The organism is Pseudomonas quasicaspiana (assembly GCF_021147825.1).
Classification (GTDB): domain Bacteria; phylum Pseudomonadota; class Gammaproteobacteria; order Pseudomonadales; family Pseudomonadaceae; genus Aquipseudomonas; species Aquipseudomonas quasicaspiana.
This window is the reverse complement of record NZ_JAGTPI010000016.1, coordinates 40806-56343: the sequence shown is the minus strand read 5'-3', so window position 1 is coordinate 56343 and position 15538 is coordinate 40806. Positions and strand designations below refer to the sequence as shown.

The window sequence follows — 15538 nt, the reverse complement described above, 5'->3', positions numbered from 1 at the left end:
TCAGGCCGCGCCTAATTACTCGAACCAGTGGGCTCGGGCGGCCATGATCAACTTGCCGGCACGAATATCATCAATGCCGTCGATGTCGAGCAGATCGTCAATAGACTGCTCGGCCAGGTCTTCGCGGGTAATTACGCCGCGCACCGCCAGTTCCATCGCCAAATCCTTGTCCATACCCTCAAGCGAGAGCAGGTCTTCGGCCGGATGGGCGTCTGCCAGCTTTTCCTCTGTAGCGATGGCTTTGGTCAACAAACGATCCTTGGCCCGAGCACGAAGCTCGTTGACGGTTTCCTCGTCAAAGCCGTCGATGTTGAGCATCTCCTCCACCGGTACATAGGCAATCTCTTCCAGGCTGGTGAAGCCTTCATCTACCAGCACTTGCGCCAGGTCTTCGTCGACTTCCAGCTCGTCGATGAAGTTGCGCAGGATGTCGCCGGTTTCTGCTTGCTGCTTGGCCTGGATGTCCGATTCGGTCATTACGTTCAGGGTCCAACCGGTCAGTTGACTGGCCAGACGCACGTTCTGACCGCCACGACCAATGGCCTGAGCCAGGTTGTCGGCACCGACCGCGATGTCCATTGCATGGGCGTCTTCATCTACGATGATTGCCGCCACTTCAGCCGGGGACATCGCGTTGATGACGAATTGAGCCGGATTGTCATCCCACAGGACGATATCCACTCGTTCGCCACCCAGTTCGCCCGAAACAGCCTGAACTCGCGAACCACGCATGCCAATACAGGCACCTTGCGGGTCGATTCGTTTGTCCTTGGAGCGAACAGCGATTTTTGCACGTGAGCCCGGGTCACGAGAGGCAGCCATCACCTCAATCAGACCTTCAGCGATTTCCGGCACTTCAATGCGGAAAAGCTCAATCAGCATCTCTGGCGCTGTACGCGACAGAATCAGCTGCGGACCACGGTTTTCAGTGCGAATTTCCTTCAGCAGAGCCCTTAGACGGACACCTACACGGAAGGTTTCGCGGGAAATAATGTCTTCACGAGCCAGCAGCGCTTCGGCATTGTTGCCCAGGTCAACGATAACGTTGTCGCGGGTAACTTTCTTGACAGTGCCGGAGATGATTTCGCCCAGTCGTTCACGATAGGCGTCAACCACTTGCGCACGCTCGGCTTCGCGAACTTTCTGCACAATAACTTGCTTGGCAGTCTGCGCGGCGATACGGCCGAACTCGATGGATTCGATTTTTTCTTCGATCAGATCACCGGCTACGGCACCTGGTCTTTTCTCTTGAGCCTGATCGACAGCCAGCTCGTACGCTGGATCGTCAAGATCTTCATCTTCGACTACTGTCCAGCGACGGAAAGTCTCGTAGTTACCCGTCTGACGGTTGATCTCTACACGCAGCTCAACTTCATCTTCAAAACGTTTTTTTGTCGCGGTGGCCAGGGCCAACTCAAGCGCTTCAAAAATCACATCTGCCGGAACGCCCTTTTCATTGGACACCGACTCAACAACCAGCAGTACTTCTTTGCTCATCGTACGCCTCGCCTTTCGCAAGCCATTGGATCCGCGGGATCCGCAGTATTTGGCACGTATCAGTCAAACGTGGGAATAATGTTGGCCTTGTCGATCATATCGATCGGCAACAGGAACTCGTGGTCTTCTACCTGCACCACAACGTCCTGCTCTTCTACACCACGCAGAAGGCCCTGAAAGTTGCGTCGTCCTTCGAAAGGCGAACGCAGCTTGATCTTCACTTGTTCACCGGCAAATTTTGCGAACTGCTCAATAGTGAACAGTGGGCGTTCCATGCCAGGCGAGGAAACTTCAAGGGTGTATTCAACGGAGATCGGATCTTCAACATCAAGAACGCCGCTGATCTGACGGCTCACGATGGCGCAATCGTCCACCAGCACACCGCCCTCTTTATCGATATAAACGCGCAACATTGAGTGGCGACCTTGAGCCGAAAACTCAATACCCCAGCATTCATAGCCCAGGGCCACGACCACCGGGGCCAGCAAGGCCTGCAACTCTTCTAGCTTGCTCGACACCTGAACCCCCTCGTGCATGTATGTGCATGCTATGCAAAATAAAAAAATGGGCGAAACGCCCATCCTTGAAACGCCGTCGAACAGCGGCGTTGAAAGTGTCCAGCTAACAAAAAGCCCCTTAAAAGGGGCTCCTTAAACTGGTTGCGGGGGCCGGATTTGAACCGACGACCTTCGGGTTATGAGCCCGACGAGCTACCAGACTGCTCCACCCCGCGACAAAGCTGGGGCGGAAGTATACGACCGATCCCTTGCAGGGTCAATGTAACCTTCCGCCTACAAGAAAGCCCGCAACAGCGGGCTCTCCTGATAATTGGTACCGAGAAGGGGACTCGAACCCCTACACCCTATGGGCACAACCACCTCAAGGTTGCGTGTCTACCAATTCCACCACCTCGGCAATACATCTTTGGCAGCCTCGAACATCACTGCCTGTTGAAACCTTACTTCTGCTCGGGAGCTTGAGGTACGTCAGCTGGAACAACCGCTGGCTTTTGCCCTTCGAGCACCGGAACATCATCTGCTGCCGGTTTTTGCTTCACTTCCATTACCGCTGGATCTGGCAAACCTTCCTGAGTCAGCTCATGAGCTTTCTCTTTAGCAAAGTAACCTAACCCCAAGCTGGTTATGAAAAAAGCTGCGGCGAGTATACCAGTAAACTTACTAAGAAAGGTAGAGGAACCTTGGCTTCCGAAGACAGTATTTGATGCCCCTGCTCCGAAAGACGCGCCAGCGTCCGCACCCTTACCCTGCTGCAGCAGAACCAGGACAACAACGCCCAGAGCGGCCAACAGATGAAAAACGACTACGACTGTTTCCAGCATTTTTTCAGTTTCCCGCGGCGCGAATAATCGCACCGAACTCAGCTGCATTCAGGGAGGCACCACCAATGAGCCCCCCATCGATATCCGGCATGCCGAACAGTTCGACCGCATTGGCCGCCTTCACGCTGCCGCCATAAAGAAGTCGCACGCCTTGTGCGACCTCAGCATTCTCTTTCGCCAACTGTGCACGAATGGCTGCGTGCACGTCCTGCGCCTGTTGAGGCGAAGCGGTCAGCCCGGTGCCGATGGCCCAGACTGGCTCGTAAGCGATTACTGCATTCACAAGAGCATTGACGCCCAGCGCTACGATGATGCTGTCGAGCTGCTGCCCAACCACTTCAAGCGTTTTGCCAGCTTCACGCTCTTCGAGGGTTTCGCCGATACACAGCACCGGCGTAAGGCCGCTTGCCTGAGCTGCAGCGAACTTGCGAATCAGCACATCATCGCTCTCGCCCATAATCTGGCGACGCTCCGAGTGACCGACAAGTACCAGCTTGCAACCTGCATCAGCCAATTGACTCGACGAAACTTCGCCGGTCAAGGCACCCTGCCCTGCTTCATGCGCACAGTTCTGCGCACCCACAGAAATTGATTTGCCCTGCAAACCTTCAACCACCAGGCTTACGTGCAGGCTCGACGGAAACACCGCCACATCAACACCGCTTGGGAGGACCTGCTCTGCAAGGCCCTCGATCAGCTCAGCGACGCTGGCGCGGGTACCGTGCATCTTCCAGTTACCAGCTACCATAGGGCGACGCATGCTGTACCTCGTCGGTCAAAGTGGGCGCAGATGTTACCCAACACTTTCAACACTGGCAAGCCGAAATCAGGCGCAAACTTCAGCAACCAGTTTTGCGAGCTCATCGGCGTAACCGCGAACCTGTACTTCGTCCTCGCCTTCAACCATCACGCGCACCAGTGGCTCGGTCCCGGACTTGCGCAGCAACACGCGACCGCGACCCTCCATGGCTGCCGTTACTCGGTCGCAAGCCTCTTTGACAGCGGGGTGCGTGACCGGATCAACACCGCCCGAAAACCGGACGTTGACCAATACTTGCGGGCACTTGCGAAGCGCCTGACGCGACTGCGCAAGACTTTCTCCGTTGCGACGCAGCGCAAGCAGAACCTGCAGCGCTGCAATAATTGCGTCCCCGGTAGTGGTGTGCTGGAAGCAGACGACGTGACCGGAGTTCTCACCACCGATCTGCCAATTGCGCTCCAGAAGCTCGGCAATCACATAACGATCACCCACGTTCGCGCGAACAAACGGGATATCCAGATCAGCCAGAGCCAGCTCAAGCCCCAGATTGCTCATCAGCGTACCCACGACGCCACCTTGCAGGCGGCCACGCGCATGGAGATCACGGGCAATGATGAACAACAACTCGTCACCATCAACAACAGCGCCCGTGTGATCAACCATCAAGACGCGGTCGCCATCTCCATCGAAACCAATGCCGAGGTCTGCATGCTCGGCGAGCACGGCAGCCTGCAGCGCCCCCATGTGCGTGGAGCCACAATCTTCATTGATGTTCAGGCCATTGGGCTGAGCAGACAAAACGGTCACTTGAGCGCCCAGCTCACGGAAGACGTTTGGCGCCACCTTGTAGGTCGCGCCATGGGCGCAGTCGACCACCAGCTTGAGGCCGGCAAAATCGGTGCTGGTCGGCACGCTGCTTTTACAGAATTCGATATAACGGCCCGCAGCGTCATTGATACGCGAAACCTTGCCCAGCTTTTCCGACTCAACGACGGTCATCGGCGCATCGAGCAACTCCTCGATCATCAACTCGATCTCGTCGGGCAATTTGGTGCCCTGACCCGAGAAGAACTTGATGCCGTTATCGTAGTGCGGGTTATGCGAAGCGCTGATCACGATGCCGGCTTCCGCATGAAAAGTGCGCGTCAGGTAAGCGATGGCAGGCGTAGGCATCGGCCCCAACAGCATCACATCGGCGCCAGCGGCAGACAGACCCGCCTCAAGCGCCGACTCGAACATATACCCGGAGATTCGCGTGTCCTTGCCTACCAGAATGCGGCAGGCGCCAAGACGTCGAAACGCCATGCCTGCTGCCCAACCGAGTTTCAGCATGAATTCGGGAGTAATAGGGAATTGCCCCACTCGACCACGAATGCCGTCGGTTCCGAAATATTTCTTGGTAATCATGGATGCTCCGTATTCTTATTGCGCCGCTTCAACCGCGGCAATCATCCGCACGACATCGACCGTTTCGGCCACATCATGCACACGTAGAATTCTTGCGCCCTTGGTCATCGCCAACGCGGCGAGAGCAAGACCACCAAACAGACGTTCGCCGACCGGACGCCCCAACGCACCGCCAATCATGCTCTTGCGCGAGACACCAACCAATAGCGGGCGGCCCAGCAGATGCAATTCCTGCATATGCTTGAACAGGCTCAGATTGTGATCGAGGCTTTTGGCAAAACCAAAACCCGGATCCAGAATGATGCGCTCTTCAGGAATACCCGCAACACCACACCGATCCATCCGTTCGCGCAAAAACGCACCGACTTCAGCGACCAGATCGTCATAACGAGGATCATCCTGCATATCGCCAGGCTCGCCACGCATGTGCATCAGGCACACAGGGAGCCCGGTCGCAGCCGCCGCATCCAGCGCACCATCACGACGCAATGAGCGAACGTCATTGATCAACCCTGCCCCCAGCCGAGCGGTTTCACGAATGACAGCAGGCGTGGAGGTGTCCACCGAGATGATAACGTCCAGCTCGCGATTCAGCGCCTCCACGACAGGAGCCACGCGCTCAAGCTCTTCAGTGGGCGATACGGCACGCGCGCCCGGACGAGTTGATTCGCCGCCGACATCAATCAGCGTGGCACCCGCAGCAACCATCGCTTCGGCATGCCGCAGGGCGGCATCGAGATGGGTGTAGCGACCGCCATCGGAGAAGGAATCAGGAGTTGCATTGAGAATGCCCATAACATGCGTACGGGACAAATCAAGAACCCGGTTGCCGCAAGGCAACCGGGTCGGGTACAGCACAGGATTCATGTCAGGCCTTAGTGTTCAGCAGCAGGACCACCGATCGGGGCTTCCGGACGAACATCCGGAGGTGTTACCGGAGTACCAGGAGTACCCGAACCACCTTCCCAATCGCGCGGTTCGCGCGGAGTACGGCCAGCCATAATATCGTCGATCTGCTCAGCATCAATCGTTTCGTACTTCATCAACGCATCTGCCATCGCGTCGAGCTTCTCACGGTTGTCGGTGAGGATCTGTTTGGCGGTGCCGTAGCACTGATCGATAATGCTGCGAACTTCGGAGTCGATCAAGCGCGAGGTATCAGCCGACAAACCACTGCTTGAGCCACCGCCGCCACGACCCAGGTAGCCCTGGTCTTCGTCTTCACCGTACAGCAGAGGACCCAGCTTCTCGGACAGACCCCACTTGGTCACCATGTTCCGGGCAATCTGACTGGCCCGCATGATGTCGTTGGAAGCGCCAGTGGTAACACCGTCAAACCCAAGGGTCATCTCTTCAGCGATCCGACCGCCATACAACGAGCAGATCTGACTGATCAAAGCACGCTTGGACAGGCTGTAACGATCTTCCTCAGGGAGGAACATGGTGACACCCAGCGCACGACCACGAGGGATGATCGACACCTTGTAAACCGGATCATGCTCTGGCACCACCCGACCCACGATTGCGTGACCCGCTTCGTGATAAGCCGTGTTGCGCTTCTCTTTCTCGGACATGACCATGGATTTGCGCTCAGCGCCCATCATGATCTTGTCTTTAGCGAGCTCAAACTCTTTCATCTCAACGATGCGCTTACCGGTACGGGCAGCAAACAGCGATGCTTCGTTGACCAGGTTGGCAAGGTCGGCACCGGAGAAGCCAGGCGTACCACGGGCGATAACACCCGCGTTGACGTCGTCGCCCATCGGCACTTTGCGCATGTGAACCTTGAGGATCTGCTCACGGCCACGGATATCAGGCAAACCAACCACAACCTGGCGGTCGAAACGACCTGGACGCAGCAAAGCCGGGTCCAGTACGTCAGGACGGTTGGTTGCGGCGATGACGATGATGCCGTCATTCATTTCGAAACCATCCATCTCGACCAGCAACTGGTTAAGAGTCTGCTCACGCTCATCGTGACCACCGCCCATGCCAGCACCACGATGACGACCTACAGCGTCGATTTCGTCGATGAAGATGATGCAAGGAGCGTGTTTCTTGGCCTGTTCGAACATGTCGCGAACGCGGCTTGCGCCGACACCCACGAACATTTCAACGAAGTCAGAACCGGAAATAGTGAAAAACGGGACCTTCGCTTCGCCCGCAATGGCCTTGGCCAGCAAGGTTTTACCGGTACCCGGTGGACCCACCATCAGTACGCCGCGAGGAATCCGGCCACCCAGACGCTGGAACTTGCCCGGATCACGGAGGAACTCAACGAGCTCGCCCACTTCTTCCTTGGCTTCATCGCAACCCGCGACGTCAGCCAATGTCGTCTTGACCTGATCTTCAGAGAGCAGGCGCGCCTTGCTCTTGCCGAAGCTCATCGGACCGCCCTTGCCTCCCGCACCACCTTGCATCTGGCGCATGAAGAACATGAAGACAGCGATGATCACGAGAATCGGGAAGCTGGCTACCAGCAACTGAGTCCAGATGCTTTGCTGCTCAGGCTGCTTGCCCTCAACAACCACGTTGTTGTTGACCAGATCGCCGATCAGGCCATTGTCCTGAATAGCCGGACGAATGGTCTTGAAGGAGTCGCCATCAGTACGTTTGCCCGTAATGACGTAGCCATCCACTGCAACTTTCTCGACCTTGCCATCCTTCACCTGCTGGATGAACTCGGAATAGTTGAGGGTCTGCGGCTCGTTAGGGCTGGAGAAGTTGTTCATCACCGTCACAAGGACAGCCGCGATGATCAACCACAGGATCAAATTCTTTGCCATATCGTTCAATTAGCTACCCTCTGAAGCAAGCTCCACGCAGAGCGTGCCTCGCATGATATTCACCGGCCTAACTTACTACAGAACCCGCAGATGTGGCAGGCACCGTCTGTAACCCTTTGTGAAACTTTGACTACACGATGCTCGGTGATGCTGCATCGACAAGGCCATTTAAAAAAATCTATCGCTGCACCTCAAAGGCGCTCAACGCTTGCCGACCCCTCAATTCCGCGGAAACCACGCCCCAGCAAATACTGCTCGCGGGAACGATCACGCGATGAAGAAGGCTTGCGCATCTGAACCTTGTCGAACAGCTTGCGGATGTCCTTGTGGTACATGTCAAAGCCTTCCCCTTGGAAAACCTTGATCAGAAAGTCACCACCCGGCCGCAAAACACGCCCTGCAAGATCGAGTGCCAACTCGCAAAGAAACATTGCGCGAGGCATATCGACAGCGCTCAATCCACTCATATTGGGGGCCATATCGGAAATCACAAGGTCTACCTGTGTATTACCGACCGCTTCCAGAATTTGCGCCAGCACTGCATCTTCAGTGAAATCCCCTTGAATAAAGGTGACATCAGGGATGCTGTCCATCTCCAGAATATCTGACGCAATCAACCGACCTTGACCACCAATCAGACGACTGGTCACTTGCGACCAGCCTCCGGGGGCCGCGCCCAGGTCAATTACGGTCATGCCTGGACGGATGATTTTGTCCTTTTCCTGAATCTCGAGCAGCTTGTAGCTGGCGCGCGAACGATAGCCGTCCTTTTGCGCCATTTTGACGTATTTGTCGTCGAAGTGTTCTTTGAGCCAGTTATGGCTTGTCTTGGAACGGGCCACGGGGCACCTCAAAAATAATCGAGTCGTGATTAAGTGGGCGGTCCCGGACTCGCTCGGGTAAACTGGCCGCCGCTTTTTACAAGATCAGACGCAGAGGTCAGATTATGCCGCTCACTCAAGAGCAGAAGAAACAGTACAAATCCATTGGCCACCACCTGAAACCGGTTTTGATCGTGGCTGACAATGGTTTGACCGAAGGTGTGCTTGCCGAACTGGAGCGCGCACTGAGCGATCACGAGCTGATCAAGATCAAACTCAACATCCTGGACCGCGAAAGCCGCCTTCAAGCCATTGCCGAACTGTGCAAGGCCGGATCTGCGGATCTTGTGCAGGTCATCGGCAAGATGGCGCTGATCTACCGCAAGAACCCAAAGGTAAACAAGCAGCTCTCAAACGTCCACCGCGCAGTTTGATGCAAACCACCAGGCCGCGTCAGCGCGCCCTGGTGTTGCTTCCCGGCGCTGGTTGCAAAACCAGCAGCAAGCCGGAAACTCCCAACGCCAGATAACTCATCAACTGCCAGCTCACTGCACCCGGCAAACAGAGCCGCACGCTGAAATAGCTGACTGCCGACAGTATGGCGACGAACAATAACTGTCCGCGCACATCCCGCCAGATACCTGCAAACCGCTCAACACCCAGCAACACTGCCATCTGCAGGGCTGCACATGACGCTGCAACCCCCACCAGCAACGCACCGGAGTGACCGGCAAGCTCCTTGATCAACAACGGCGCCAGACCGGTTTGGTCCAGCACCGTCAGCATAGCCAGATGCAGCAAGATCATGCCGCCCACCCAAAACGTCTGGGCAAGCTGCCAGATCAATGCGCCCGCCGAAAACGGGCGACTTGCCTCAAACGTGGCGGACTTCAACAATCTCGTACTCAATAATGCCACCCGGTGTCTTCACGGCCACCACGTCACCCTCTTCCTTGGCAATCAAGGCGCGGGCCAATGGTGAACCTACCGAAATCTTGCCGAGTTTGAAGTCAGCCTCATCCTCACCCACGATGTGGTAAGTAACGCGCTCATCGGTCTCGACGTTGGCGATTTCCACGGTGGTGCCGAAAATCACTTTGCCGGTGTGCGGGATGGTTGTGACATCGATGATGACCTGATTCTGAATCCGGCCTTCAATGTCACGAATCCGCGCTTCAACCATACCCTGCTGCTCACGAGCAGCGTGGTACTCAGCGTTTTCCTTCAGGTCACCCAGCTCACGCGCAGTACCAATGTCCTGGCTGAGCTTCGGGCGAACCACCTTGGTCAGGTGAGCGTGTTCTTCTTCCAGGGCTTTCGCGCCCTGGACAGTCATTGGATATTTGATCATGCCTTCAATCCTGCATGTAGATCCTGCAAGCGACGCACGGTCTTTTCCGGACCGAATTTCAGCGCTTCGCAGATGGCTTCGCCCGCAGCAATCGTGGTGGTGCAGTAGATTTTGTGCTGCAGGGCATTACGACGGATGGAGTAGGAATCAGCGATCGACTGACGACCCTCGGTCGTGTTGATGATCAGCGTCACTTCATCATTCTTGATCATGTCGACAACGTGCGGACGGCCTTCGGTCACCTTGTTGACGCGACGAACCTTGAGGCCCGCCGCTTCAATCAGCTTGGCGGTACCGGCAGTGGCGACGATTTCGAAACCAAGGCTGATCAGATCACGCGCAACGCCAGCCACCAACGGCTTATCGTCGTCACGCACGCTGATAAAAGCAGTGCCGCCAGTCGGCAATACTTCGCTGGCACCCATCTGGGCTTTGGCGAATGCTTCACCAAACGTATCACCTACGCCCATCACTTCACCGGTCGACTTCATCTCTGGGCCGAGGATCGGGTCAACGCCAGGGAATTTGGCGAATGGGAATACCGCCTCTTTCACGCTGTAGAAGTTCGGGATGATTTCTTTGGTGAAGTTCAGCTCTTTCAGGGTTTTGCCAGCCATGACGCGAGCCGCGATCATTGCCAGGGAAACACCGATGCACTTGGAAACGAACGGCACGGTACGCGAGGCACGCGGGTTCACTTCGATCACGTAGATGTCTTCGCCCTGCAACGCCAGCTGCACGTTCATCAGGCCAACTACGCCCAGCTCCAGCGCCATCTTCTTCACCTGCTCGCGCATCTCGTCCTGGATATGAGCCGGGAGCGAGTACGGAGGCAGGGAGCAAGCCGAGTCACCAGAGTGAACACCCGCCTGCTCAATGTGCTGCATGATCGCGCCGATCACCACGTCAGTACCGTCGCAGACTGCATCGACGTCCATTTCAATGGCGCAATTCAGGAAGTGATCCAGCAGCACCGGGCTGTCATTGGACACTTGAACCGCTTCACGCAGGTAGCGCTTGAGTTCGTCTTCCTGATAAACGATTTCCATGGCACGGCCGCCCAGTACGTAGGACGGACGAACAACCAGCGGATAACCGATTTTTGCAGCTGCGCGAATCGCTTCGTCTTCGCTACGCACGGTGGCGTTAGGCGGCTGGCGGAGGTTCAGGCGCTCAACCATTTGCTGGAAGCGCTCACGGTCTTCAGCACGGTCGATAGCGTCAGGGCTGGTGCCGATGATTGGCACACCGGCCGCTTCCAGAGCGCGAGCCAGTTTCAGAGGCGTCTGACCGCCGTACTGCACGATCACGCCTTTAGGCTTCTCGACACGGACGATTTCCAGCACGTCTTCCAGGGTTACCGGCTCGAAGTACAGGCGATCAGAAGTGTCGTAGTCAGTGGATACGGTTTCCGGGTTGCAGTTGACCATGATGGTCTCGTACCCGTCTTCGCGCAGGGCGAGGGCCGCATGCACACAGCAGTAGTCGAACTCGATACCCTGGCCGATACGGTTAGGACCGCCACCCAGGATCATGATCTTGTCGCGACCGGTCGGCGCTGCTTCGCACTCTTCTTCGTACGTCGAGTACAGGTAGGCGGTGTCAGTGGCGAACTCGGCTGCGCAGGTGTCAACGCGCTTGTAGACCGGGAATATTTCCAGCTTGTGACGATGAGTACGCAGGTTCTTCTCGGTCACACCCAGCAGCTTGGCCAGACGCGCATCGGAGAAGCCTTTACGCTTGAGGCGGAACATCAGGTTGCGGTCGATAGCCGACAGACCCAGGGTCTTGACCTTCTCTTCTTCCTTGATCAGATCTTCGATCTGCACCAAGAACCACGGATCGATCATGTTCATGGCGAAGATTTCTTCGACCGTCATGCCCGCACGGAAGGCATCAGCCACGTACCAGATACGCTCGGCGCCCGGCACGGTCAGCTCACGCTTGAGGGTGCTCATGCTTTCCGGGTTGGTCAGGTCCAGCTTCGGATCAAGACCGCAGACACCCACTTCCAGACCGCGCAATGCTTTCTGCAGGGATTCCTGGAAGGTCCTGCCGATTGCCATGACTTCACCGACCGACTTCATTTGCGTGGTCAGGCGAGCGTCAGCCTTGGAGAACTTCTCGAAGGCAAAGCGTGGCAGCTTGGTCACAACGTAGTCGATCGACGGCTCGAAAGAAGCCGGAGTCTTGCCGCCGGTGATTTCGTTTTGCAGCTCGTCGAGGGTGTAACCGATAGCCAGTTTGGCGGCGACGCGAGCGATCGGGAAACCGGTCGCTTTCGAAGCCAGTGCCGAGGAACGCGATACACGCGGGTTCATCTCGATCACAACCATGCGGCCAGTGTCCGGGCAGATGCCGAACTGAACGTTGGAACCACCGGTTTCAACGCCGATTTCACGCAGTACCGCCAAGGAGGCGTTACGCATGATCTGGTATTCCTTGTCAGTCAGCGTCTGCGCTGGCGCAACAGTGATCGAGTCGCCGGTGTGAACGCCCATCGGGTCAAAGTTTTCGATGGAGCAGACGATGATGCAGTTGTCCTTTTTGTCGCGGACAACTTCCATTTCATATTCTTTCCAGCCGATCAGCGATTCGTCGATCAGCAGTTCCTTGGTTGGCGACAGGTCCAGACCACGGGTGCAGATTTCTTCGAACTCTTCACGGTTGTACGCGATACCGCCACCGGTGCCGCCCATGGTGAACGAAGGACGGATGATGCACGGGAAGCCGAGCTTTTCCAGTACCGCGTAGGACTCTTCCATGGTGTGGGCAATACCCGAACGCGGGCAGTCCAGACCGATGGACTTCATGGCCTTGTCGAAACGCGAACGGTCTTCAGCCTTGTCGATGGTGTCGGCGTTTGCACCGATCATCTCGACGCCGAACTTCGCCAGAACGCCTTCGCGCTCCAGGTCCAGTGCGCAGTTCAGAGCGGTTTGACCACCCATGGTTGGCAGCACGGCGTCTGGACGTTCTTTTTCGATGATCTTGGCAACGGTCTGCCATTTGATCGGTTCGATGTAGGTCGCGTCGGCCATCGCCGGGTCGGTCATGATGGTCGCTGGGTTGGAGTTCACCAGGATGACGCGGTAACCCTCTTCGCGCAGGGCTTTACAGGCCTGGGCGCCGGAGTAATCGAATTCACAGGCCTGACCGATCACGATAGGACCGGCGCCGAGAATCAGGATGCTTTTAATGTCTGTACGTTTTGGCATGGGTTTGTCACTCAAATCCGTAGGTCAGTCGGCAAGCCGTCTTGAACTTCTTTGCAGCCACCGGGCGGTCTTCGCCGGACGTTTCATCCAGGTCCAGCCCGGCGCTGCGCGTTACATTCTCAAGGCAACCGTTTAGCGTCGCTTGGCCATGGTTTCGATGAAGCGATCAAACAGCGGAGCAACGTCCGCCGGGCCCGGGCTTGCTTCAGGGTGCCCCTGGAAGCTGAACGCGTCTTTGTCGGTACGCTCGATGCCCTGCAGGCTGCCGTCGAACAGCGACTTGTGGATCGCACGAACATTGGCTGGCAGTGTTGCTTCATCCACCGCAAAACCGTGGTTCTGGCTGGTGATCATCACAACGCCGGTGTCCAGGTCCTGTACCGGGTGGTTGGCACCGTGGTGGCCGTGACCCATCTTCACCGTCTTGGCACCGGACGCCAGCGCCAGCAGTTGGTGACCCAGGCAGATACCGAATACCGGAATGTCGGTTTCCAGCACTTCCTTGATCGCCTGGATGGCGTAGTCGCAAGGCTCCGGATCGCCAGGGCCGTTGGACAGGAAGACACCATCAGGCTTGTAGGCAAGCACTTCACTGGCAGGCGTTTGAGCCGGAACGACGGTTACGCGGCAGCCGCGCTCGACCAGCATACGCAGGATGTTGACCTTGACGCCGTAGTCATAGGCCACGACGTGGTATGGCAATTCAGATGCGGCAATTTCAGGGCAGCTGTCGGTCTTCAAGGACCAGACGCTGGAGCGCCACTCGTAAGATTCCTTGACGCTGACGACTTTCGCCAAGTCCATGCCTTTCAGGCCCGGGAAGCCGCGCGCTGCAGCGATGGCCGCTTCTTCGGAAATGTTGTCACCGGCCATGATGCAGCCGTTCTGTGCACCTTTCTCACGCAGAATGCGGGTCAGGCGACGGGTGTCGATCCCTGCGATTGCCACAACGTTGTTGGCTTTCAGGTAATCATCCAGTGACATCTTGTTGCGCCAGTTGCTGGCAACCAGCGGCAGATCACGAATCACCAGGCCAGCAGACCAGACGCGATCCGACTCGGCGTCTTCAGGGGTGGTGCCGGTGTTACCGATATGCGGGTAAGTCAGAGTAACGATTTGCTGGGCATAGGAAGGATCGGTAAGGATTTCCTGATAGCCTGTCATGGCAGTGTTAAACACTACCTCGCCAACGGTTTGACCGTCGGCTCCAATGGCTTCGCCGCGAAAAATGCTGCCATCAGCAAGGGCGAGTATGGCTGGCTTAGTCAAGAAGACCTCCCGTAAGTAAAGCCTGAAAGGGCGTTCGCAGGTTGCAAAAAAGCGGAATGACGTAGTTACGTCACCCCGCTTTCTTATAGAATCATCTGCGCGCTTTTAGTGGACACACTAAAGCTGTAGCTTACAGAAAAAGGCTTTTTTGGTCTACCGCCAATGAGGCGAAAAGACGGGGGAATGCGACAGAAGTTCCCGAGGAAGGATAAAACAGAGGCGCAAACCCTGAATTTCAGGGCTGCGCCTCTGTTATAGCGATCAATCAGTAACGATCAATCAATGCAGATCGAGCACGTCCTGCATGTCGTATAGACCCGCCTCACGACCCTCAAGCCACATGGCAGCCCTGACTGCGCCCTTGGCAAACGTCATGCGACTGGAAGCCTTGTGCGTGATCTCGACCCGCTCGCCTTCAGAGGCAAACAGGACGGTGTGATCACCGACGACGTCACCCGCACGAATCGTCGCGAAACCAATGGTCTGGCGATCACGGGTACCGGTCTGGCCTTCACGGCCGTAGACAGCGACCTTTTCCAGATCACGCCCCAGCGCATTGGCAACCACTTCACCCAGGCGCAACGCAGTGCCAGACGGCGCGTCGACCTTGTGGCGGTGATGCGCCTCGATGATTTCGATGTCGACATCATCACCCAGCACGCGGGCAGCGGTATCGAGCAACTTCAGGCACAGATTCAGGCCAACGCTGAAATTGGCGGCGAAGACGATCGGAATCTCTTTCCCCGCCTCAGCGATGCGCTGCTTTTCTTCAGCCGTGAAACCCGTGGTACCGATGATCATGGCCTTGCCGGCCTTGCGGCAGAACGCCAGATTCTTCAGGGTCACCGAAGGGTGCGTGAAGTCGATCAGCACATCGAACTCATCAGCCACTTTGGCCAGATCACCCGACAGCGGAACGCCGATACGACCCAGCGCAGCCAGCTCGCCAGCATCAGCACCGACCAGCGTGCTGTCGGGCCGATCGATCGCCGCCGTCAGGCCAGCGCCCGGCGCTTGCTGAACAGCTTCGATCAGAATTTTACCCATGCGCCCGGCGGCGCCCATCACAGCAATACGTCGCATGTCCTGC

At 56.8% G+C, this 15538-nt stretch carries 15 protein-coding genes and 2 tRNA genes; 2 read left to right on the top strand and 15 right to left on the bottom strand.

Going from position 1 to position 15538, the window contains the following annotated elements; all coding sequences use genetic code 11:
* Positions 1-15: 15 nt before the first annotated feature.
* From nusA to rlmE, 10 genes are all read right to left on the bottom strand, one after another.
* Positions 16-1497, bottom strand: a complete 1482-nt coding sequence (gene nusA / locus KDX30_RS12325) for a transcription termination factor NusA (protein WP_027900325.1) — start codon at positions 1495-1497, stop codon at positions 16-18.
* A gap of 59 nt (positions 1498-1556) precedes the next feature.
* Positions 1557-2015, bottom strand: a complete 459-nt coding sequence (gene rimP / locus KDX30_RS12320) for a ribosome maturation factor RimP (RefSeq protein WP_027900324.1) — start codon at positions 2013-2015, stop codon at positions 1557-1559.
* 138 nt (positions 2016-2153) lie between these two features.
* Positions 2154-2230 (bottom strand) — tRNA-Met (locus tag KDX30_RS12315).
* A 96-nt stretch (positions 2231-2326) separates the two neighbouring features.
* Positions 2327-2412 (bottom strand) — tRNA-Leu (locus KDX30_RS12310).
* A gap of 43 nt (positions 2413-2455) precedes the next feature.
* Positions 2456-2836, bottom strand: a complete 381-nt coding sequence (secG, locus tag KDX30_RS12305) for a preprotein translocase subunit SecG (protein WP_027900323.1) — start codon at positions 2834-2836, stop codon at positions 2456-2458.
* A 4-nt stretch (positions 2837-2840) separates the two neighbouring features.
* Positions 2841-3596, bottom strand: a complete 756-nt coding sequence (gene tpiA / locus KDX30_RS12300; RefSeq protein ID WP_122396376.1) for a triose-phosphate isomerase — start codon at positions 3594-3596, stop codon at positions 2841-2843.
* 66 nt (positions 3597-3662) lie between these two features.
* Positions 3663-5000 (bottom strand): phosphoglucosamine mutase, encoded by a 1338-nt coding sequence (gene glmM, locus KDX30_RS12295; protein ID WP_049826944.1) that lies wholly within the window; start codon positions 4998-5000, stop codon positions 3663-3665.
* Positions 5001-5018: 18 nt separating this feature from the next.
* Entirely contained in the window at positions 5019-5870 is an 852-nt protein-coding gene (gene folP / locus KDX30_RS12290) for a dihydropteroate synthase (protein WP_231675973.1), read from the bottom strand.
* 8 nt (positions 5871-5878) lie between these two features.
* Positions 5879-7789 (bottom strand): ATP-dependent zinc metalloprotease FtsH, encoded by a 1911-nt coding sequence (gene ftsH, locus KDX30_RS12285; protein WP_027900319.1) that lies wholly within the window; start codon positions 7787-7789, stop codon positions 5879-5881.
* A gap of 191 nt (positions 7790-7980) precedes the next feature.
* Complete coding sequence (gene rlmE / locus KDX30_RS12280; RefSeq protein WP_027900318.1) at positions 7981-8631, bottom strand: 23S rRNA (uridine(2552)-2'-O)-methyltransferase RlmE; 651 nt, start codon at positions 8629-8631, stop codon at positions 7981-7983.
* A gap of 104 nt (positions 8632-8735) precedes the next feature.
* Here rlmE and KDX30_RS12275 point away from each other — a divergent pair, with 104 nt between their 5' ends.
* On the top strand, positions 8736-9044 hold the full coding sequence (locus KDX30_RS12275; RefSeq protein ID WP_027900317.1) for a YhbY family RNA-binding protein: 309 nt from the start codon (positions 8736-8738) through the stop codon (positions 9042-9044).
* 19 nt (positions 9045-9063) lie between these two features.
* On the opposite strand, the gene KDX30_RS12270 is transcribed toward KDX30_RS12275, so the two are convergent.
* From KDX30_RS12270 to carB, 3 genes are read right to left on the bottom strand one after another with little or no spacing between them, the layout of a single operon-like run.
* On the bottom strand, positions 9064-9507 hold the full coding sequence (locus KDX30_RS12270) for an MFS transporter (protein ID WP_231675972.1): 444 nt from the start codon (positions 9505-9507) through the stop codon (positions 9064-9066).
* The gene (gene greA / locus KDX30_RS12265; protein WP_099268117.1) at positions 9485-9961 is read right to left on the bottom strand and encodes a transcription elongation factor GreA; all 477 of its coding nucleotides are present in this window, start codon (positions 9959-9961) and stop codon (positions 9485-9487) included. Before greA ends, KDX30_RS12270 begins: the two co-directional genes overlap by 23 nt.
* On the bottom strand, positions 9958-13179 hold the full coding sequence (gene carB / locus KDX30_RS12260; RefSeq protein ID WP_122705479.1) for a carbamoyl-phosphate synthase large subunit: 3222 nt from the start codon (positions 13177-13179) through the stop codon (positions 9958-9960). The genes greA and carB overlap by 4 nt, the downstream gene beginning before the upstream one ends.
* On the opposite strand from carB, the gene KDX30_RS12255 reads away from it, so the two are divergent.
* Entirely contained in the window at positions 13160-13315 is a 156-nt protein-coding gene (locus tag KDX30_RS12255) for a hypothetical protein (protein WP_161628587.1), read from the top strand. The genes carB and KDX30_RS12255 overlap by 20 nt on opposite strands.
* Here the strand turns inward: KDX30_RS12255 and carA are convergent.
* The gene (gene carA / locus KDX30_RS12250; RefSeq protein ID WP_099268119.1) at positions 13312-14448 is read right to left on the bottom strand and encodes a glutamine-hydrolyzing carbamoyl-phosphate synthase small subunit; all 1137 of its coding nucleotides are present in this window, start codon (positions 14446-14448) and stop codon (positions 13312-13314) included. The genes KDX30_RS12255 and carA overlap by 4 nt on opposite strands.
* A 279-nt stretch (positions 14449-14727) precedes the next feature.
* Positions 14728-15531 (bottom strand): 4-hydroxy-tetrahydrodipicolinate reductase, encoded by an 804-nt coding sequence (gene dapB, locus KDX30_RS12245; RefSeq protein WP_231675971.1) that lies wholly within the window; start codon positions 15529-15531, stop codon positions 14728-14730.
* Positions 15532-15538 lie beyond the last annotated feature (7 nt).

Excerpts from the sequence above, each read along its gene's own strand:
- nusA (WP_027900325.1), bottom strand. The coding sequence starts at position 1,497 with ATGAGCAAAGAAGTACTGCTGGTTGTTGAGTCGGTGTCCAATGAAAAG.
- secG (WP_027900323.1), bottom strand. The coding sequence starts at position 2,836 with ATGCTGGAAACAGTCGTAGTCGTTTTTCATCTGTTGGCCGCTCTGGGC.
- tpiA (WP_122396376.1), bottom strand. The coding sequence starts at position 3,596 with ATGCGTCGCCCTATGGTAGCTGGTAACTGGAAGATGCACGGTACCCGC.
- folP (WP_231675973.1), bottom strand. The coding sequence starts at position 5,870 with ATGAATCCTGTGCTGTACCCGACCCGGTTGCCTTGCGGCAACCGGGTT.
- ftsH (WP_027900319.1), bottom strand. The coding sequence starts at position 7,789 with ATGGCAAAGAATTTGATCCTGTGGTTGATCATCGCGGCTGTCCTTGTG.
- KDX30_RS12275 (WP_027900317.1), top strand. The coding sequence starts at position 8,736 with ATGCCGCTCACTCAAGAGCAGAAGAAACAGTACAAATCCATTGGCCAC.
- greA (WP_099268117.1), bottom strand. The coding sequence starts at position 9,961 with ATGATCAAATATCCAATGACTGTCCAGGGCGCGAAAGCCCTGGAAGAA.
- KDX30_RS12255 (WP_161628587.1), top strand. The coding sequence starts at position 13,160 with ATGTCTGTACGTTTTGGCATGGGTTTGTCACTCAAATCCGTAGGTCAG.
- carB (WP_122705479.1), bottom strand. The coding sequence starts at position 13,179 with ATGCCAAAACGTACAGACATTAAAAGCATCCTGATTCTCGGCGCCGGT.
- dapB (WP_231675971.1), bottom strand. The coding sequence starts at position 15,531 with ATGCGACGTATTGCTGTGATGGGCGCCGCCGGGCGCATGGGTAAAATT.